Genomic DNA, 17,056 nt, shown 5'->3' with positions numbered 1-17,056 from the left:
TTCGCGAAAAAAAGGGTATGAGCGCGCCAAATGCAATTGGCGTGTTACTGAAACACTGCGCCCCAGCCTCAGAGATTAAGACATATGGCACTTCGCAACATCGCGATCATCGCGCACGTTGACCATGGGAAAACCACCCTCGTCGACGAGCTCCTGAAGCAATCCGGCTCGTTCCGCGAGAACCAGCGCGTTGCCGAACGCGTCATGGACTCGAACGATCTGGAAAAGGAGCGCGGCATCACCATTCTCGCCAAAGCGACCTCAGTCGTCTGGAAGGATACCCGCATCAACATCGTCGACACTCCCGGCCACGCCGACTTCGGCGGTGAAGTCGAGCGCATCCTCTCGATGGTGGACGGCGCGATCGTTCTCGTCGATGCTGCCGAAGGCCCGATGCCGCAGACCAAGTTCGTCGTCGGCAAGGCGCTCAAGGTCGGCCTGCGTCCGATCGTTGCGATCAACAAGATCGACCGCCCGGATGCCCGGGCAGACGAAGTCATCAACGAAGTCTTCGACCTCTTCGCCAATCTCGACGCCACCGACGAACAGCTCGATTTCCCGATCCTCTACGGTTCCGGCCGTAACGGCTGGATGAACTATTCGCCTGATGGCCCGAAGGAAGAGGGCCTCGGCCCTCTTCTTGATCTCGTTGTCAAGCACGTTCCCGAGCCGACCGTCGGCGAAGGCCCGTTCCGCATGATCGGCACGATCCTGGAAGCCAACCCCTTCCTCGGCCGCATCATCACCGGCCGCATCCACTCCGGCTCGATCAAGCCGAACCAGGCTGTCAAGGTTCTGGGTGCGGATGGTAATCTCATCGAAACCGGCCGTATCTCCAAGATCCTCGCCTTCCGTGGCATCGAGCGTCAGCCGATCGAAGAAGCGCAGGCAGGCGACATCGTCGCCATCGCCGGTCTTTCCAAGGGCACGGTTGCCGACACCTTCTGCGACCCGCAGGTCAGCGAGCCGCTGGTCGCGCAGCCGATCGACCCGCCGACCGTCACCATGTCCTTCATCGTCAACGATAGCCCCTATGCGGGTACCGAGGGCGACAAGGTCACCTCGCGCGTCATCCGCGATCGCCTCTTCAAGGAAGCAGAAGGCAACGTCGCGCTGAAGATTGAGGAAGCCGAAGGCAAGGATTCGTTCTACGTTTCGGGCCGCGGCGAATTGCAGCTCGCAGTTCTGATCGAAACCATGCGCCGCGAAGGCTTCGAGCTTGCCGTGTCGCGCCCGCGCGTCGTCATGCATAAGGATGAAAACGGCCAGCTGCTCGAGCCGATCGAAGAAGTCGTCATCGACGTCGATGAAGAGCATTCCGGCATCGTCGTGCAGAAGATGTCCGAGCGTAAGGCTGAAATGTCCGAGCTGCGTCCTTCTGGCGGCAATCGCGTCCGTCTCGTCTTCCTGGCGCCGACCCGCGGCCTCATCGGCTATCAGTCGGAACTCCTGACCGACACGCGCGGCACGGCCGTCATGAACCGCCTGTTCCACGACTACCAGCCTTACAAGGGTGAGATCGGCGGCCGCGTGAACGGCGTGCTGCTCGCCAATGAAGCCGGCGAAGCCGTGGCCTACGCCTTGTTCAACCTGGAAGACCGCGGCCCGATGATCATCGACGCCGGCGAGAAGGTCTATGCCGGTATGATCATCGGCATCCACTCGCGCGACAACGACCTTGAAGTCAACGTGCTGAAGGGCAAGAAGCTCACCAACATCCGCGCCGCCGGCAAGGACGAAGCCGTGAAGCTGACGCCGCCGATCCGCATGACGCTCGATCGCGCGCTTTCCTGGATCCAGGACGATGAGCTGGTGGAAGTGACGCCGAAGTCGATCCGCCTCCGCAAGATGTATCTCGATCCGAACGAGCGCAAGCGTTACGAGAAGGCCCGTCTGGCCTGATCATCCTAACCGAGCAATGCATTCGACCCCGGCCTTCATGCCGGGGTTTTTATTTGTATGTTCGGTTTTTGAGCCCTTGTCCTAAAGGTTAAAAAACCGTTAATTTTTGTTGACGATCCACGGATAAAGCCTGTGGGCAAGTCTGCCATCTTTATGAATGAGGATGGTTAATTCGCATCGGTAAGACCAGAGTAGACGTTATGAAGACGTTGTCGATTGATGTTCGGCGGGCAGAACCCCATGATGCCCGAGCCATTTCAGAGGTGCACCGCCAGTCGTGGCAGTACACCTATGCCGGCATCATTCCGCATCGCGCCCTCGGCCAGATGATCGAGCGTCGTGGCGAAGCCTGGTGGCGCAAGGCGACCAGCGGCCCCGCGACGCTGCTGGTTCTGGATGTCGCCGGTGAGATCGCAGGCTATGCCACGCTCGGCCTCAATCGTGCCCGCGCACTGCCCCAGGAAGGCGAGATCTACGAACTCTATCTGCGTCCGCAATATCAGGGCCTCGGCCTCGGGCGCATGCTGTTCGGCGAAGCGCGCAGGCTGTTGAAGTCGCTTGGCTGCAAGGGGCTGGTCGTCTGGTGCCTCGAGGAAAACGAGAACGCCTACCGCTTCTATCGCGGGCAGGGCGGTGCGGATTTCTGTGAGGGCATCGAAACCTTCGATCACAGGCAGCTGCGCAAGATCGGCTTCGTCTGGCCTTGAGCGGCGCTGTAGCGCATCGATCCCGATTTAAGGAATCATGCAGTAAATCCGCCTCTTTCCCGATGCGTTGTTGCGTTGCGGCATGAAACCGATTATTTGGCTGGCGGCAACCATCCTTATCTAGGGGACAAGCATGCGTATCGACGCGATTTCCATTGGCAAGAACCCGCCCGAAGACGTCAACGTCATTGTTGAAGTGCCGGTCGGCGGTCATCCGATCAAGTATGAAATGGACAAGGAGGCCGGCACGCTGGTCGTCGACCGTTTCCTCTACACGCCGATGACCTATCCGGGCAATTACGGCTTCGTTCCGCATACGCTCTCCGACGACGGCGACCCGATCGACGTGCTGATCGCCAACACCCGCCCGCTGGTTCCGGGCTGCGTCATCAACGTTCGCCCGATCGGCGTGCTGATGATGGAAGACAATTCCGGCAAGGACGAGAAGATTATCGCCGTTCCCGCGCCGAAGCTGACTATGCGCTATGACAAGGTCAAGGAATATACCGACCTGCCCGAGATCACGCTGAAGCAGATCGAGCACTTCTTCGAGCACTACAAGGATCTGGAGCCCGGCAAATGGGTCAAGATCTTCGGCTGGAAGGGTTCGAAGGAAGCTGGCGAACTCATCGTCGAAGCCATCGAGCGTGCCAAGAACACCAAGGCTTGATCTGATCAACCGCCTTCGGTTACGGCGCAAAGCCTCTTTATTAAATCCTCCGGTTCGCCCTCGATCCGGAGGATTTTTTTGCGTGCGGTGTCGCCGCCGATAAGGGCAAGCGTGGATTTGGGAATGCCGAGGCTTTTTGAAAGCAGGGCGACCAGCGCCTTGTTGGCCTTGCCTTTTTCGGGTGCTGCCGAAACGCGCGCCTTCAAATAGCATCCACCGTCGGCGCCCGTTTCCAACCCATCGATCGCATCACGCCCGCCATTGGGCGTGAGCCGCACGGAAAGCCTGACGTGATCCGGAAAGGTCTGCCAGGCTTTGCTCACCGCAGGAACATGGGGACGATCGAATTCCACATCAGCGAGCGGATGAAGAAGATGATGAGCAGCAGGATGACCGGCGAGATATCGATGCCGCCGAGGTCAGGCAGAATGCGGCGGATCGGGCGTAGGGCCGGCTCGGTAACCGCATAAAGGAAGTTGCCGACGGAGTTGACGAATTGATTGCTCGAATTGATGACGTTGAACGCATAGAGCCAGGAAAAGATGGCGCTGGCGATCAAGATCCAGGTATAAAGATTCAAAGCCAGATCAATGGTTTGAAATAAGGCGAGCATATCCGTCTCCAATTCGCGGTTGACAGACATGTAGACATTGGCGACTAAACGGGCAAGTCCCATGCTCCGAAGCATGTTGAATCATGTTTAAAAGGCCGGCATTTGCGCTAGCGGCCACGTCGGAAAGTCTCGTTCCATGTCGTTCGCTGTCAGCGGAGACCGGTTTGCCGCCTTCAGGCACGTTGCCTATATTTATTTCTTCTTCGCGCGGTTTTTGACAGCATTTGCCACGCAGGTCGTCAGCGTCTCCGTCGGCTGGCAGATGTATGAGCATACCGGCCAACCGATCTATCTCGGTCTGATTGGCCTCGTGCAGTTCCTGCCGTCGCTGCTGCTGATCCTGGTGACGGGCACGGCTGCGGACCGCTACAACAGGCGGCGGATTTCCGCGATCTGCATTTTCGTCGGCACCCTTTGTGCGGCTGCCCTGCTGTTCCTGACCGTATCTGGCACCTTCGCGCCGCTGCCGGTATTTCTGATCCTCACGGTCTTCGGCATAGAACGCGCCTTCATGACGCCTGCCATGCAGTCGCTTGCGCCCAATCTGATCCCGCCCGAAGACCTGACGAACGCGATCACCTGGAACTCGATGTCGTGGGATGCGGCCGCCATCCTCGGTCCTGTTGCCGGCGGCCTGCTTTACGGCGTCGGTGCCAATGTCGCCTATACCGTTGCCGTGCTTTTCTTTGCGGCCGGCTCGGTGCTGACCTTTCTGATCCCGAAACCGCAGCAGCGGGTTGCGCATGAGCGGCGAAGCCTCAATGAAATGCTCGCCGGTTTCCGTTTCATCTGGTCGGAAAAAGTGGTGCTCGGTGCGGTCTCGCTCGATCTTTTCGCCGTGCTGCTCGGCGGCGCGGTCGCGCTGATGCCCATCTATGCGCGCGATATCCTGACGCTCGGGCCTTGGGGTCTCGGCATGCTGCGCGCGGCGCCAAGCTTCGGCGCGATCGCCATGGGCCTCTTCCTGGCAACCTATCCTATCCGCAATCGCGCCGGTATCTGCATGTTTGCCGGCGTTGCCATGTTCGGCTTGGGAACCCTGATCTTCGGCATCTCGCATACGCCGTGGCTGTCGATAACAGCTCTGGCCATCATGGGCGCATCCGACCTGATCTCCGTCTATGTCCGCGAAACGCTGATTACGCTCTGGACTCCGGATCACGTGCGCGGCCGCGTCAATGCCGTCAACATGGTCTTCGTCGGTGCGTCGAACGAGCTCGGCGAATTCCGCGCCGGCACCATGGCGCATTATTTCGGTGCGATTCCCGCCGTTGTCATCGGAGGACTTGGCACGCTGACCGTCGCCATCCTTTGGGCCACAGGTTTCCCGCAGCTGCGCCGCATCGACAGCCTGAACGCGCCTGATCGTGACGGCGAGCCGCAGCCGGCTTGAGGATTGCGCGATGACAAGGAAGCCGGATCGATACAATTCGTTTTCGGCGCTTCGTGAGCATGAAATCGAGGGCTTCGGCTATCGTATCCATCTCGAGGATCGATCATCGCATGTCGCCGTCATCGCTCCCCATGGCGGTTTCATTGAGCCCGCCACATCCGAGATCGCTCTGGCGATCGCCGATGAGAGGTACTCACTTTATCGTTTCGAAGGGCTCGATGCGGCGAGGCTTCATCATGAGCTGCACATCACCGCCGAAAATTTCGATGAACCGATAGCAAACGGCTTGGTGGCCAGTTCGTCGATCGTCGTCGCCGTTCATGGGCGAACGGATCGGGATGATTCGCTGACGAGCTGGATCGGCGGTCTCGACACATCGCTTCGAGACCGGATCGTCGAAGCATTGGGGCTCAATGGTTTTGCTGCGGCCGCGAGAGTGAAAGGGGAGGCGCTTGCCGGAGCTTCCACCGGCAATATCTGCAATCGCGGCAAGCGGCAGGCCGGCGTCCAGCTCGAAATTCCGAGAGGCGTCAGGGATATTCTCATGAAAGATGCACAAAAGATGGAGCGATATGCGTCTGCGATCCGTAGCGCGATCGATGAATTCGATCGCGTGCTTTCGTCAGGCGAGGGCCTTTAGGCCACCATTGCCTGCTTGCCCTCGAAGACGAGATCGAGGAATTCCGATAGCCAGGCCTTCAGCGCGGCGTCGAAGATCATGCGGCCTTCGAGATGCTCGCGGCCCTGCTGGGCGTTCGGCATGCAGAAGCGATGCTCGCCATGCACGACCCAGCGCTGCATCATGGCGCGCGTGAGCTCGGCATGAAACTGCAGACCCCAGGCATTGGCGCCATAGCGATAGGCCTGGTTGGGATAGGTCTCCGCTGTCGCGAGCAGATCGGCGCCGTGCGGCAGCTCGAAGCCTTCGCGATGGAAATGATAGACCATTTGCGGCCAACGCATCAGCAACCGGCCTTTTTCCGTCGGCTGCAGCGCATACCAGCCTATTTCGGTCTTGCCGTCGTCGCGCGGCTTCACCTTGGCGCCGAGATGGCGGGCGAGCAGCTGTGCCCCGAGGCAGATGCCGAGATAGGGGCGGTTTTCCTTGAGCGGTACTTTCAGCCAGTCGGTCTCAGCCCTGATGAAGTCATCCGGGTCGTTGGCGCTCATCGGGCCGCCGAAGATGACGGCGCCAGCATGTGCTTCGAGCGTCGAGGGCAGGGGATCGCCGAGGACCGGATGGCGGATATCGAGATCGTAGCCTTTCTCCAGCAGCATCTGGCCGACGCGGCCGGGGCTGGAGCGCTCCTGATGCAGGACGATCAATATAGGGCGGCCGGCGCTCTTCGGCGCTTCAATCATCATTGCCTGTCTCCACCCTCGGGCCGGGTGCGCGTGCGGCTGCTTCCTGGCGCTTCATGATGCGCTCGCGATCGGAAATGCCCATGAGGTCGGCGATCCGCCAGATTGCATGATCTTCCATCTCGCTGCGCTCGCCGTCGGCATAGACGATGTCCCAGAGGATGCCGAGCAGTTCGAGCCGCTGGGTGCTGTCGAGATGACGCTTCAGATCCGAGGTAAAACGATAATAATCGACCGCCTCGCTTTCCGCTTCCTCGCCGGCAGCGATCAGCTGGTCGAGCTGGCGCCCATCGAGACCATATTGGTCCTTCAGGAGCTTGCGCAGCCGTTTCTTTTCGCTGTTCTCGATCTTGCCGTCCGCCTCCATGACCTGGATGCACAGGGCCGCCACCGCGACACGCGGGTCGTCGGGTGCGAAGCCGGATCTGGGGTGGTCTTGGGTCAGGTTATGAAGGAATTCCTGAAAGCGTTCGAACATGCGTCTCCATTCTCAAAACGGGCCGAGCAGGGTTCTTGGGGCACCATGCTCTATTTTTTTATCTTCCCGCAATTCCGGACGTAAAACCGCCGCGCAGTTTTGCCGGAATTGCTCTAAAACAGCTTGAGCCGCGTCTTGGGTTCCGGTTCAAGCTTATGATCCTTCACGCCCGGATCATCAGGCGCACCACCGAAGAAGGGCCGGGGTTCCTCACCCTGCTGCACCGGCTTTGGCGCGGCCTCGGAGGGGCTTGAAGCGGGTTTCGCCACGGCAGGTTCCAATTCCATGACATAGGTATCGGCGGCCGGCGATGCAACTTTCGGTGAACTTGGCTTTGCCGCCGTGGTTGCGGTGGCGGCCTCGCGCACCGGCGGCAGCGATTTCAGCGCCGCATCGACCGACACCGTGGAGCCTTCTTCCACCGGCCCATCGATCTGGCCGAAAGGCGCCTTCCATTCGAAGGCATCGAGACGGCCCGTGATCGGCGACAGCGGCAGCCATTTTTCCGAGACGAAGCCATCGGCAACCCAGGCCGGATCGCGTGGCGCGCGCAGCGCCTGCGCCATCCAGTGGCGGATGCGGCCCTGATCACCGGTTTCGGCCTCTTCGATGTCGGCAAGAAGCAGGAAAGCGCCTTCGCGCGCATCGATCCTTGCGGCTGCTTCTGCCTTGGCACGAGCCTTGGCAAAATCGCCGGCATCCATCGCCGCCTTTGCGGTCAACAGCAGAGCTTCGACATTGTTCGGGCGGATCGCCTCCAGCCGCTCGGCGCGCTTCAAACGGTCAAGAACGGAATCGCCACTGCGAGCTCGCACATAGGCCCTGCCGACTTCGGGATGCGGCTGCGCCTTCCAGACCTGCTCGAGGATGGAGGCAGCCTTGCGCACCTTGTCTTCACGGAACAAGGCCTTGGCCGCGATCAGCGCTGCGGGCACGAAATCGTCCACAAGCTTCAACGCCGCCAAAGCATCGTCGCGCGCGCCTGTCGGATCGCTCTCCAGCTTGTCGTTGGCGCGGGCCGTCAGCAGCACGGCGCGTTGACGGTTGGCCGTGGCCTTGTCGACGACATGAGCGACCTTCTGCTGGTCCAGCAGCTTGATGGCATCATCCCAGCGGCCGGCCTGGCTGCGATATTCCAACGTCGCCTGCGCCGCCCATGGCAGGTAGGGCGCCTGGTCGGCGGCCTTTTCGGCATATTGCCGCGCCGCTTCATGGGCGCCGAGGCGCTTGGCCTCGAGATAGAGGCCGCGCAGGCCAAGCTCGCGCGTTTCCGGATCATTGGCCATCTGTTCGAACTTCTGACGAGCCTCGTCATGCTTGCCTTCGATCAGGGCAGCCTGGGCTTCAAGCAGGTTGATGAGCGGCTCCTGATCGGCGCGGATGAGGCCGCGGCTGCGGGCTGCCATCTTGCGGGCGAGCAGCGAATTGCCGGCACCGGCGGCGATCAGGCCCGTCGACAACGCTTGATAGCCGCGATCGCGCTTGCGGGCGCGGAAATAGCGAGTAACGGAATAGGGCGAAGTCCAGATCAACCGCACGAACCACCAGACGATCATGACGGCGGCCACGATCGCAATCAGGATCGCGGCGGCCACGATCAGTTTCGTCTGGTAAAGCTGCCCTTCCCAAACCAGCGAGAGATCGCCGGGGCGATCCGCGAGCCACGAAAAGCCATAGCCGAGAGCCAGAACGAGAATGGCGAAGATAAGCAGTCTGATCATTGCTACACTCCGTCCTTAGTTCTGTTTACCGGTATTGGCGATCGCCTTCGACAGGGCATCGCTTACCAGGTCCTCAACGCGGATGCGGGCTTCCAGAGATTGCTTGAAGGCGGCCGATGCGGATTTTCCGGCATCGGGCAGGCTGTTCCACTCGGTCACCGCGCCCGGCAAATCGCCGTTCCTGACCTTGTCCTCGAAACGCGCGGCGATGGCATCGATGCTGTCGCCGGGCACATTGCCGACGGGGCGGACCTGCACCAGCGATTTCGCTCCCGACATCAGCCGGCTGCTCCAGCTTTGGTTCGGATCGTCGGTCTGCGCGGTGGCGACGATTGCGGTCGCGACATCGGAAACCTGGCGGATCAGGTCGGCACGGGAGGGCACGCCGGTCTGGGCGAAATTCTTGAGATCTGCAACGGCTGGATCGTCCGGCGCAACATTGGCAAAGGTGTCGAGCTCAGGCTGGAAGGGGCCGCCGCGGTCGATTGCCGCCTTCAACGCTGCAGCTGCGATGGCGCGGGCAACCGCGCTTTCCTGGCTCGGTCCGCTCAACTTCTTTTCAGCGTCGTCAAGACGCTTGCTGACTTCGGCATCTGAGGTTGCCTGGCTCTGCGTTGCCTTGCTGAGATCCGATTTCAGCTGCTCCACCTCGCTGGTGAGCGAAGCGATCTTCTGGTCGGAGGCGGGATTAGGGATGCCAGCCGAGCCATTTGCCGAAGCGCCGTTGGCAGCGCTCGCCTCAAGTGCTGCGACGCGGGCCGTCAGTGCTTCGTCCGGCTTTGCGGTTGGTGTGGCGGCGAGATTGGCGATGCTCTGCTTGAGACCGTCGATCTCCGCATTCAGTGCGGCGATCTCGGTTGAGCTGTCCTTGCCTGTGCGGCCGCCAGGCAGGAAGCCCGCATATTGCAAGGCGCCGGCGCAAATGAGGGCGATCAGGCCGCCGGTGATGCCGGCTGCGATAAGGCCTGATGTCGAACCCTCGCGTGACGGCGGACGCTCGGTATGAGGCGGATGGTCGGCATGGGACGGTGGAGGATCGGCCTGCTGCGCAGCGGCCGTTTGCGGCTCTTGCGGTGCGGCGCCGAAGATCGACTCCTGAGCTTCTTCGCGAAATGGCTCCTTCTCCGCTTCCAGCGGCATTTCCACTTCATCAGCCGAGGAGCCGCCAAGCTCGCCATGGCTGCGCTCAGTCAAATCTTCGGGAGCTGCGTCCTGCGCAGTTTTTTCGGCTTCCAGATCAATCGTGACCGGTTCGTCGTTGGGCTTCGAATGGTTAGGCGTTTTTCGCGATACCATGAGGTCCTCTTTATCATGCGCTGCAACGAAGTTAGACAGACAAGGCGATTATGGAAAGGCCTTACATCAAAATTGCGACCTTACGCGTGGATCAGAAGCGCCATAAGCCGGTCTTCATTCGGCATGTCGGCAATATCGACATGGGATCGCATCGGCTCCGGAACTGCGCTGGCGATGGTTTCGCTCAGGCAGAGAAATCGTGTTTCAGCAAGGATGCCGGGGTTGTGCCGAACGAATGGCAGGCTGAAAAAGCGTTTCGCCGTCTCCTGGGAATAGAGCAGTACGGCGTCCGCACGGGTGTCGGCGAAAAGCCGGCGAAGAATGTTGTCGTCTGGGACGATATTCTGCATCCGGTAGCATTCGATGGTCAGGAAAGGCAGGTGTCGCTCAGCCAGTCCGGCTTCGAAGCCAGCCGCTCGCGGAGACCCCGCAAGATAGAGAAGGGGGCCGTCGTTCAGGCCTGAAGGATGGCCGGAGATCATGACGGCAAGCTCTGTACCGCCGCCTTCGGATATGGCGATATTGCTGAATCCGAGATCAGCCGCTTCTTTGGCTGTCGCCTTTCCCACGGCAAAGAGGCGACGACCAAGATGAGGCGCAAGATCGGAATCCAACAGCGAAAGCGCCCGGATCGCCTCGGCGCTGGTAACGGCGACGGCGCCCTGCGTGGCAAGGAGCGCGCGTCTCGCCTCCTCGGCATCGTGGACAGGTTCGGCCAGCGGCAGCAGCAGGGGTTCATGTCCCATCTGCGCCAGCCGCCGCATGGTGCGCTCACCCGAATGCTGAGGGCGGGTGACGACGACGCGCATCCTTTGTCAGGTCCAGTCTTCGAAGAAGGTGCTGCCGGCTTCGGCGCGGATCGCCTGGCCGGCATTGATTCCAAGCGCCTCGGCATCGCGCCGGTGGCCCTCGATCGTGGTCGTGTGTACCTGCTTGCCATCCGGGGTGAGGATCATGCCGAAGAAGCGCAGATGATCGCCTTCGCAAATTGCGTAGCCGGCTATCGGTGTGCGACAGGAACCGTCGAGTGCGGCCAGGAAGGCACGTTCGCAGGATACGGCGTCGAAGGTCGGCGCATCATTGACGGCGGCGAGCAGCTCATTCATCCGCGCGTCGTCGATGCGGCTTTCGATTGTGATCGCGCCTTGCGCGGGCGCCGGCGGGAATTCGTCCGGGTCGAGAATATCGGTGATGACCTCGACCATGCCGAGCCGCTTCAGGCCGGCAAGCGCCAGCAAGGTCGCGTCGGCCTGCCCCTCTTCCAGCTTGCGCAGGCGCGTCTGGACGGAGCCGCGGAATGTGATGACATTGATATCAGGGCGCAGACGGCGGATCAGTGCCTGGCGGCGCAGCGACGCAGAGCCGACGGTAGCGCCGTGCGGCAGCTCGATCAATTTCGGCGCGGTGCGGCCGATGACGGAATCGCGGATATCTTCGCGCGGCAGATAGGCGGTGAGCGCCAAGCCTTGGGGCAGTTTCGTCGCCATGTCCTTGGCCGAGTGTACGGCGAAGTCGAGTTCGCCCGAGGTCAGCTTTTCTTCCAGTTCCTCGGTGAACAGGCCTTTGCCGCCGATTGCCGCGAGCGACCGGTCGGTGATGCGGTCGCCCTTGGTGGTGAGAACGACGATTTCGAACATCTCCTCCGGAAGGCCATGGGCCGCCATCAGGCGGTCGCGCGCTTCTCGCGCTTGGGCGAGCGCCAGCGGGCTGCCCCGCGTGCCGATCCGGAAAGGTTTTGTTTGCATCCGCTTTGATCCGTTGTTACCGACAGTTCCCGTAACCATATTTCCGCTTTATCGCAATCGACCTGTAGGCAACGAACTTTCTCCATGGCATCCGTTCTTCGTATTCTCGGCATCGAAACAAGCTGCGACGAAACCGCCGCGGCCATTGTCGAGCGTCGGGATGACGGCACGCCGACGGTGTGTTCCGATGTCGTCCTCAGCCAATTGGACGAGCATAGCGCCTATGGCGGCGTCGTGCCGGAAATTGCCGCGCGTGCGCATGTCGAGGCGCTCGATACGCTGATCGACGAAGCATTGAAACGCGCCAATGTGTCGCTCTCGGACGTTGACGCCATCGCTGCCACCTCCGGGCCAGGCCTCATCGGCGGTCTGCTCGTCGGCCTGATGACCGGCAAGGCGATCTCACGTGCGACAGGCAAACCATTATACGCCATCAACCATCTGGAAGGCCATGCCCTGACCGCGCGGCTGACGGACGGACTTGCGTTTCCATACCTGATGCTGCTCGTTTCCGGCGGCCATACCCAGCTGATCCTGGTGCGCGGTGTCGGCCAATACGAGCGCTGGGGCACGACCATCGACGATGCGCTCGGCGAAGCCTTCGACAAGACGGCCAAGCTTTTGGGGTTGCCTTATCCCGGCGGCCCGGCCGTAGAGGCAGCCGCCAAGGATGGCAATCCGGACCGCTTCGATCTTCCGCGGCCGCTGGTCGGCGAGACGCGCCTCGATTTTTCCTTTTCCGGCCTGAAGACGGCGGTACGGCAGGCGGCGACGGCGATCGCGCCTGTCACGGAGCAGGATATCGCCGATATCTGCGCCTCCTTCCAGAAGGCAATCTCGCGCACGCTGAAGGATCGCATTGGCCGCGGCCTGCAGCGCTTCAAGGCGGATTTTCCGAAGATGGCGGAACAGCCGTCGCTGGTCGTGGCCGGTGGTGTCGCCGCCAATCTCGAGCTGCGCCGCACGCTGCAGGAGCTTTGCGATGCCAATGGTTTCCGTTTCATCGCGCCGCCATTGAGACTGTGTACGGACAATGCCGTCATGATCGCCTGGGCTGGATTGGAGCGGATGGCAACGGGTGCGGCGCCTGATGATCTCGATGTGCAGCCGCGCTCGCGCTGGCCGCTGGATCAGAAGGCGGAAACCCTGCTCGGGCACGGCAAACGAGGAGCAAAGGCATGAGCGGCAACGAGAGGATCGCAGTCATCGGCGCCGGCGCTTTCGGCACGGCGCTCGCAGCCGTCATTGCATTGACCGGCCGCAGCGACGTCACCCTCGTCGGGCGAAAAGCCGGCCTGATGGCGGATCTTGCAGCCGATCGCATGCATGATGCCGTCCTGCCGGGGATTGCGCTTCCGGATTCTTTGAAGTTCTCGGCCGAGGCGGATGCCGTTTCCGATGTGGGCATCGTCCTCTTTGCCATGCCTTCGCAGGCGCAGGCCGATGCTGCCAAACATTATGGGCCTTATCTTGCCAAGGATGCCGTCGTCGTCACCTGCGCCAAGGGTATCGACAAGGTTTCCGGCGATCTGTTGACCGACATGCTGGAGCGCGAACTGCCGGAGCATGTCATCGCCGTTCTCTCCGGGCCGGGCTTTGCCTCCGACATCGCCAAAGGCCTGCCGACTGCCATGGCGATCGCCGCTGCAGACATGGCGGTGGCGGAACGGCTTGCACAGGCGATTTCCGGTCCGACCTTCCGTCTTTACGCCTCGGACGACCGTATCGGCGTGCAGCTCGGGGGGGCGCTGAAGAATGTCCTCGCGATTGCCTGCGGCATCGTCGAGGGCCGGGGTATCGGCGATTCCGCCCGTGCGGCGCTGATCAGCCGCGGCCTTGCCGAGATGTCGCGCTTCGTCGCGGCCAAGGGCGGCAAGGCGGAAACCGTCCGCGGCCTATCTGGCCTTGGCGACCTCGTGCTGACGGCGACCAGCCATCAATCCCGCAATCTGCGTTTCGGCATTGCCCTTGGTAAAGGAGAAACGGTTGACCCAACGCGTGGCACGCTGGTCGAAGGCGCCTACGCCGCCTCCATTGCCGCGCGGCTTGCCCACGAACTCGGCGTTGACATGCCGATCACCGACGCGGTGTCCGCCATCATCGACGGCAAACTCGACATAGGCGCAGCCATCGGGCAATTGATGACACGGCCGATCACCACGGAATAGTTTCTGGGGAATATTTTCTGAATATCTGAAGGAGCCAAGCAATGCTGTTTGCCTTTGTCTGCAAGGACAAGCCCGGTCACCTGAATGTCCGCATGGAGACGCGCCCGGCGCATTTGGAACATCTGAATAAGCTCAATGCCGAGGGCACGCTGAAGATGGCGGGTCCGTTCCTCGACGCGGAAGGCAAGCCGAATGGCAGCCTCGTGATCGTCGAGGCGGAAAGCGTCGAAGCGGCCAAGGCGCTTGCCGATGCCGATCCCTATACGAAGGCCGGCTTGTTCGAGAGCGTCGAGATCAAGCCGTTCAACTGGGTCTTCAACAATCCGGAGGCATGAGAGATGGCGCATTGGCTTTATAAATCCGAGCCGTCCTCCTGGTCCTGGCAGCAGCAGAAGGATGCCGGCGACAAGGGAACGGAATGGACCGGCGTGCGCAACTATCTCGCCCGCAACAACATGCGGGCCATGCAGATCGGCGACAAGGGCTTCTTCTATCACTCCAATGACGGGCTGGAGGTCGTCGGTATCGTCGAGGTCTGCGCGCTGGCGCATCCGGATTCGACCGCGAAGGATGATCCGCGCTGGGAATGCGTCGACATCCGCGCCGTCCGCGACATGCCGAAACCCGTGACTCTCAAAGACATTAAGGCCAATCCAAAGCTTGCGCAGATGGCGCTCGTCACCTCCATGCGGCTTTCGGTGCAGCCGGTGACGGATGATGAATGGTTGGAAGTCTGCCGCATGGGCGGGCTGGACAACCCGCCGGCCTGATTCCGCCTTGTTGGGCAGGTGGGAGATTCATTGAAAACCGATCCGGAAAGCTTCATCCGCGCAAATACCAGCCTGATGGCGGCGCCGCATGTGCCGGAAGTCCGGCTGCATCTGGCAAGCGAGGCGCATGAGCTGTGGCTGAAGACGGAAGAGGAGCTGGAAGAGATCGGCCTGCCGCCGCCCTTCTGGGCCTTTGCCTGGGCAGGCGGCCAGGGTCTCGCGCGCTATATACTCGATCATCCGGAGATCGTTGCCGGCAAAAAGGTGCTGGATTTTGCCAGCGGCTCCGGACTTGTCGCAATTGCCGCCAAGCGATCGGGTGCGGCCCATGTGCTGGCCGTCGATATCGATCCGTGGGCGGGCACGGCGATCCGGCTCAATGCTGCTGAAAACGGTGTAGCCCTGGACTTTTCCGGCGACAATATGATCGGGCAGGCCGTGGATGAGGGCGTCATTCTCGCCGGCGATGTCTTCTATGATCGCGATTTTGCCGCGCGCCTCGTTCCTTGGCTAAGACGTTTGGCGGGCGACGGGAAGACGGTTCTGGTCGGCGATCCCGGCAGGGCCTATCTTCCCAAGGATCGTCTGCAAGAGCAGGCGACCTATCAAGTGCCGGTGACGCGGGCGCTTGAGGACAGCGAAGTCAAGAAAACGACGGTCTGGCGATTTCTCGCCGATTGAGAATCATCAATGCCGGATGACGCAGACGCCCGCTTCGTATGAGCAGGGATTGTCGGCATAGCGGACATCGATGACCTTCGCCTTCGGTCGCAGCTGCGCCGCAGCGGTCCGGGCATAGGGATTGTAGCCGCCATAGCCGATAACATAGGTGCCGCCATCAGCCCGATAGACGTCGGCCGAACCGGCATAGCTGCCGGCGCTTGCCGCATCGCGTCGTTCCATGATCACGATCCGGGCGGGTTGCTGCCCTGAACCCTGCGGTTGGGATATCTGGTTGAGGCGCACGATGCCGGAGCGGTTGTGATGGTGCCAGTGGCGATAGTCGCCGGCTGAAGTCGGCGTCGAGGAAAGAGCGGCTGCCGCTAAAACGAGCGCTGCTGCCTTGAAAAGATGCGGGGCCATGATTCGATCCGCTTCGGTTCGTTAATGAAATCTTAACGGCAGATTGCCCGAAGACCGCAGCGAAGTCCATGTCAGGCTTGCCGAAATGGTAAATGGGCCGGAATGGGAGGCTCTTCTCTGCATGCTCGCTAAAGTGCAGAGCGATCCGAATCGATTAAATTCGATGCAGGCATCAATTGTGCTTGTCGATGGCCGTCTGTGTGATTAATGGTCGCAATGATGCAACGCACACTGCGCATCCCCGCGCGCGCGTTGCCCCGGATATCCGGGTTCTAAGCGTATCGTAACGCCGCGAGGTTCTGATGGCGAACGTCACACAAAACCGGCCTCTGTCGCCGCATCTGCAAATCTACAAACCCATCCCCACCATGGTCATGTCGATCGTCCACCGCATCACCGGTGGCGCGCTCTACTTCGGCACGCTGCTGGTCGCCTGGTGGCTGATCGCCGCGGCGACGGGTCAGGGCTATTTCGATCTGGTCAATTGGATCATGGGTACGATCATCGGCCGCATCATCCTGCTCGGCTACACCTGGGCGCTGCTGCACCATATGCTGGGTGGCTTTCGTCATTTCATCTGGGATCTCGGGCATGGTTTCGATCCCGCCGTCTCGACGAAGATGGCCAAGTTCACGCTCATCGGCTCGATCTGTCTGACCGCGCTGGTCTGGATCATCGGCATCGTCATCCGGCTGGGTTGATTGGCATGATCGCTCCCGGAAGCGCCTGGGCACATTTCGGGATCATGCTTTAAAGGATATTTCTCATGGATATGCGCACTCCTCTGGGCAAAGTCCGCGGTCTCGGTTCCGCCAAGGAAGGTACCGATCATTTCTGGCGCCAGCGCCTGACCGCCGTTGCCAACGTCCCACTTTTCCTCTTCTTCGTCATCTTCCTGATGATCTATGCCGGCGCGCCCTACGCTGAAGTCGTGCATGCGATCTCGAATCCGATCGTCGCCGTCATCTTCGCCCTGATGGTGATCTCCGCCCTCATTCATATGAAGATCGGCATGCAGGTCATCATCGAGGACTATGTTCATGGCGAATTCGCCAAGATCGTCCTTCTCATGCTCAACACGTTCTTCGCGATCGTCGTGGCGGGGCTCTGTCTTTTCGCCATTCTGAAGATCGCGTTCGTAGGATAAT

The 17,056-nt window shown here is 61.0% G+C and carries 21 protein-coding genes; 12 read left to right on the top strand and 9 right to left on the bottom strand.

The genetic code is table 11. From position 1 onward, the window contains the following. Positions 1-84: 84 nt before the first annotated feature. The 3 genes from typA to ppa all read left to right on the top strand — a co-directional run bounded on the left by typA (position 85) and on the right by ppa (position 3,279). Positions 85-1,902 (top strand): translational GTPase TypA, encoded by a 1,818-nt coding sequence (gene typA / locus AC13RC_RS24515; protein ID WP_069613361.1) that lies wholly within the window; start codon positions 85-87, stop codon positions 1,900-1,902. A gap of 200 nt (positions 1,903-2,102) precedes the next feature. Then, positions 2,103-2,609: a GNAT family N-acetyltransferase gene (locus AC13RC_RS24510; RefSeq protein WP_069613362.1), complete on the top strand. Its 507-nt coding sequence runs from the start codon at positions 2,103-2,105 to the stop codon at positions 2,607-2,609. 133 nt (positions 2,610-2,742) lie between these two features. Then, entirely contained in the window at positions 2,743-3,279 is a 537-nt protein-coding gene (gene ppa, locus AC13RC_RS24505) for an inorganic diphosphatase (RefSeq protein ID WP_069613363.1), read from the top strand. Between the two features lie 5 nt (positions 3,280-3,284). On the opposite strand, the gene AC13RC_RS24500 is transcribed toward ppa, so the two are convergent. Both AC13RC_RS24500 and AC13RC_RS24495 read right to left on the bottom strand, forming a co-directional pair. Further along, positions 3,285-3,602, bottom strand: coding sequence for a DUF167 domain-containing protein (locus AC13RC_RS24500; protein ID WP_488558692.1), 318 nt, complete (start codon positions 3,600-3,602; stop codon positions 3,285-3,287). Next, on the bottom strand, positions 3,599-3,922 hold the full coding sequence (locus tag AC13RC_RS24495; protein WP_113330717.1) for a YggT family protein: 324 nt from the start codon (positions 3,920-3,922) through the stop codon (positions 3,599-3,601). The genes AC13RC_RS24500 and AC13RC_RS24495 overlap by 4 nt, the downstream gene beginning before the upstream one ends. A gap of 106 nt (positions 3,923-4,028) precedes the next feature. On the opposite strand from AC13RC_RS24495, the gene AC13RC_RS24490 reads away from it, so the two are divergent. Both AC13RC_RS24490 and AC13RC_RS24485 read left to right on the top strand, forming a co-directional pair. Further along, a complete protein-coding gene (locus AC13RC_RS24490; RefSeq protein ID WP_152095807.1) occupies positions 4,029-5,285 on the top strand; it encodes an MFS transporter in 1,257 nt (418 codons plus the stop codon). Positions 5,286-5,295: 10 nt separating this feature from the next. Next, positions 5,296-5,925 (top strand): poly-gamma-glutamate hydrolase family protein, encoded by a 630-nt coding sequence (locus AC13RC_RS24485; RefSeq protein ID WP_145636068.1) that lies wholly within the window; start codon positions 5,296-5,298, stop codon positions 5,923-5,925. On the opposite strand, the gene AC13RC_RS24480 is transcribed toward AC13RC_RS24485, so the two are convergent. The 6 genes from AC13RC_RS24480 to hemC form a co-directional block, all read right to left on the bottom strand. Next, positions 5,922-6,647, bottom strand: a complete 726-nt coding sequence (locus AC13RC_RS24480) for a glutamine amidotransferase (protein ID WP_152094813.1) — start codon at positions 6,645-6,647, stop codon at positions 5,922-5,924. The genes AC13RC_RS24485 and AC13RC_RS24480 overlap by 4 nt on opposite strands. Beyond that, positions 6,640-7,125, bottom strand: a complete 486-nt coding sequence (locus AC13RC_RS24475) for a tellurite resistance TerB family protein (RefSeq protein WP_069613367.1) — start codon at positions 7,123-7,125, stop codon at positions 6,640-6,642. Before AC13RC_RS24475 ends, AC13RC_RS24480 begins: the two co-directional genes overlap by 8 nt. Positions 7,126-7,238: 113 nt before the next feature. Further along, positions 7,239-8,846 carry a heme biosynthesis HemY N-terminal domain-containing protein gene (locus AC13RC_RS24470; protein ID WP_488558691.1) on the bottom strand — a complete coding sequence of 536 codons (1,608 nt, stop codon included), beginning with the start codon at positions 8,844-8,846 and terminating at the stop codon, positions 7,239-7,241. Between the two features lie 15 nt (positions 8,847-8,861). After that, positions 8,862-10,142 (bottom strand): COG4223 family protein, encoded by a 1,281-nt coding sequence (locus AC13RC_RS24465; protein WP_488558690.1) that lies wholly within the window; start codon positions 10,140-10,142, stop codon positions 8,862-8,864. Between the two features lie 80 nt (positions 10,143-10,222). Next, complete coding sequence (locus AC13RC_RS24460) at positions 10,223-10,951, bottom strand: uroporphyrinogen-III synthase (RefSeq protein ID WP_488558689.1); 729 nt, start codon at positions 10,949-10,951, stop codon at positions 10,223-10,225. Between the two features lie 6 nt (positions 10,952-10,957). Next, positions 10,958-11,887 (bottom strand): hydroxymethylbilane synthase, encoded by a 930-nt coding sequence (gene hemC / locus AC13RC_RS24455; protein ID WP_152095811.1) that lies wholly within the window; start codon positions 11,885-11,887, stop codon positions 10,958-10,960. Between the two features lie 84 nt (positions 11,888-11,971). Here hemC and tsaD point away from each other — a divergent pair, with 84 nt between their 5' ends. From tsaD to AC13RC_RS24430, 5 genes are read left to right on the top strand one after another with little or no spacing between them, the layout of a single operon-like run. Beyond that, entirely contained in the window at positions 11,972-13,069 is a 1,098-nt protein-coding gene (gene tsaD / locus AC13RC_RS24450; RefSeq protein WP_488558688.1) for a tRNA (adenosine(37)-N6)-threonylcarbamoyltransferase complex transferase subunit TsaD, read from the top strand. Beyond that, entirely contained in the window at positions 13,066-14,055 is a 990-nt protein-coding gene (locus AC13RC_RS24445) for an NAD(P)H-dependent glycerol-3-phosphate dehydrogenase (RefSeq protein ID WP_488558687.1), read from the top strand. Before tsaD ends, AC13RC_RS24445 begins: the two co-directional genes overlap by 4 nt. Before the next feature lie 41 nt (positions 14,056-14,096). Continuing rightward, complete coding sequence (locus AC13RC_RS24440; protein WP_113354323.1) at positions 14,097-14,390, top strand: YciI-like protein; 294 nt, start codon at positions 14,097-14,099, stop codon at positions 14,388-14,390. Between the two features lie 3 nt (positions 14,391-14,393). Further along, positions 14,394-14,825: an EVE domain-containing protein gene (locus tag AC13RC_RS24435; RefSeq protein WP_113354322.1), complete on the top strand. Its 432-nt coding sequence runs from the start codon at positions 14,394-14,396 to the stop codon at positions 14,823-14,825. 30 nt (positions 14,826-14,855) lie between these two features. After that, positions 14,856-15,506: a class I SAM-dependent methyltransferase gene (locus AC13RC_RS24430; protein ID WP_488558686.1), complete on the top strand. Its 651-nt coding sequence runs from the start codon at positions 14,856-14,858 to the stop codon at positions 15,504-15,506. Positions 15,507-15,512: 6 nt separating this feature from the next. Here AC13RC_RS24430 and AC13RC_RS24425 read toward each other — a convergent pair whose 3' ends face one another. After that, entirely contained in the window at positions 15,513-15,908 is a 396-nt protein-coding gene (locus AC13RC_RS24425; RefSeq protein ID WP_145636090.1) for a hypothetical protein, read from the bottom strand. A 302-nt stretch (positions 15,909-16,210) separates the two neighbouring features. On the opposite strand from AC13RC_RS24425, the gene sdhC reads away from it, so the two are divergent. Both sdhC and sdhD read left to right on the top strand, forming a co-directional pair. Further along, complete coding sequence (sdhC, locus tag AC13RC_RS24420; RefSeq protein ID WP_069613380.1) at positions 16,211-16,609, top strand: succinate dehydrogenase, cytochrome b556 subunit; 399 nt, start codon at positions 16,211-16,213, stop codon at positions 16,607-16,609. A 65-nt stretch (positions 16,610-16,674) separates the two neighbouring features. Further along, positions 16,675-17,055, top strand: a complete 381-nt coding sequence (gene sdhD, locus AC13RC_RS24415) for a succinate dehydrogenase, hydrophobic membrane anchor protein (RefSeq protein WP_113330705.1) — start codon at positions 16,675-16,677, stop codon at positions 17,053-17,055. The last annotated feature ends 1 nt before the right edge of the window (position 17,056 follow it).

The organism is Martinezella sp. CNPSo 3890 (assembly GCF_057784455.1).
The sequence above is the reverse complement of the archived record's forward strand: the minus strand, read 5'-3'. Positions and strand labels throughout refer to the sequence as shown.

Coding starts and splice junctions, on each gene's coding strand:
- typA (WP_069613361.1), top strand. CDS start 85: ATGGCACTTCGCAACATCGCGATCATCGCGCACGTTGACCATGGGAAA.
- AC13RC_RS24510 (WP_069613362.1), top strand. CDS start 2,103: ATGAAGACGTTGTCGATTGATGTTCGGCGGGCAGAACCCCATGATGCC.
- ppa (WP_069613363.1), top strand. CDS start 2,743: ATGCGTATCGACGCGATTTCCATTGGCAAGAACCCGCCCGAAGACGTC.
- AC13RC_RS24495 (WP_113330717.1), bottom strand. CDS start 3,922: ATGTCTGTCAACCGCGAATTGGAGACGGATATGCTCGCCTTATTTCAA.
- AC13RC_RS24490 (WP_152095807.1), top strand. CDS start 4,029: ATGTCGTTCGCTGTCAGCGGAGACCGGTTTGCCGCCTTCAGGCACGTT.
- AC13RC_RS24485 (WP_145636068.1), top strand. CDS start 5,296: ATGACAAGGAAGCCGGATCGATACAATTCGTTTTCGGCGCTTCGTGAG.
- AC13RC_RS24480 (WP_152094813.1), bottom strand. CDS start 6,647: ATGATTGAAGCGCCGAAGAGCGCCGGCCGCCCTATATTGATCGTCCTG.
- AC13RC_RS24475 (WP_069613367.1), bottom strand. CDS start 7,125: ATGTTCGAACGCTTTCAGGAATTCCTTCATAACCTGACCCAAGACCAC.
- AC13RC_RS24470 (WP_488558691.1), bottom strand. CDS start 8,846: ATGATCAGACTGCTTATCTTCGCCATTCTCGTTCTGGCTCTCGGCTAT.
- AC13RC_RS24465 (WP_488558690.1), bottom strand. CDS start 10,142: ATGGTATCGCGAAAAACGCCTAACCATTCGAAGCCCAACGACGAACCG.
- AC13RC_RS24460 (WP_488558689.1), bottom strand. CDS start 10,951: ATGCGCGTCGTCGTCACCCGCCCTCAGCATTCGGGTGAGCGCACCATG.
- hemC (WP_152095811.1), bottom strand. CDS start 11,887: ATGCAAACAAAACCTTTCCGGATCGGCACGCGGGGCAGCCCGCTGGCG.
- tsaD (WP_488558688.1), top strand. CDS start 11,972: ATGGCATCCGTTCTTCGTATTCTCGGCATCGAAACAAGCTGCGACGAA.
- AC13RC_RS24445 (WP_488558687.1), top strand. CDS start 13,066: ATGAGCGGCAACGAGAGGATCGCAGTCATCGGCGCCGGCGCTTTCGGC.
- AC13RC_RS24440 (WP_113354323.1), top strand. CDS start 14,097: ATGCTGTTTGCCTTTGTCTGCAAGGACAAGCCCGGTCACCTGAATGTC.
- AC13RC_RS24435 (WP_113354322.1), top strand. CDS start 14,394: ATGGCGCATTGGCTTTATAAATCCGAGCCGTCCTCCTGGTCCTGGCAG.
- AC13RC_RS24425 (WP_145636090.1), bottom strand. CDS start 15,908: ATGGCCCCGCATCTTTTCAAGGCAGCAGCGCTCGTTTTAGCGGCAGCC.
- sdhC (WP_069613380.1), top strand. CDS start 16,211: ATGGCGAACGTCACACAAAACCGGCCTCTGTCGCCGCATCTGCAAATC.
- sdhD (WP_113330705.1), top strand. CDS start 16,675: ATGGATATGCGCACTCCTCTGGGCAAAGTCCGCGGTCTCGGTTCCGCC.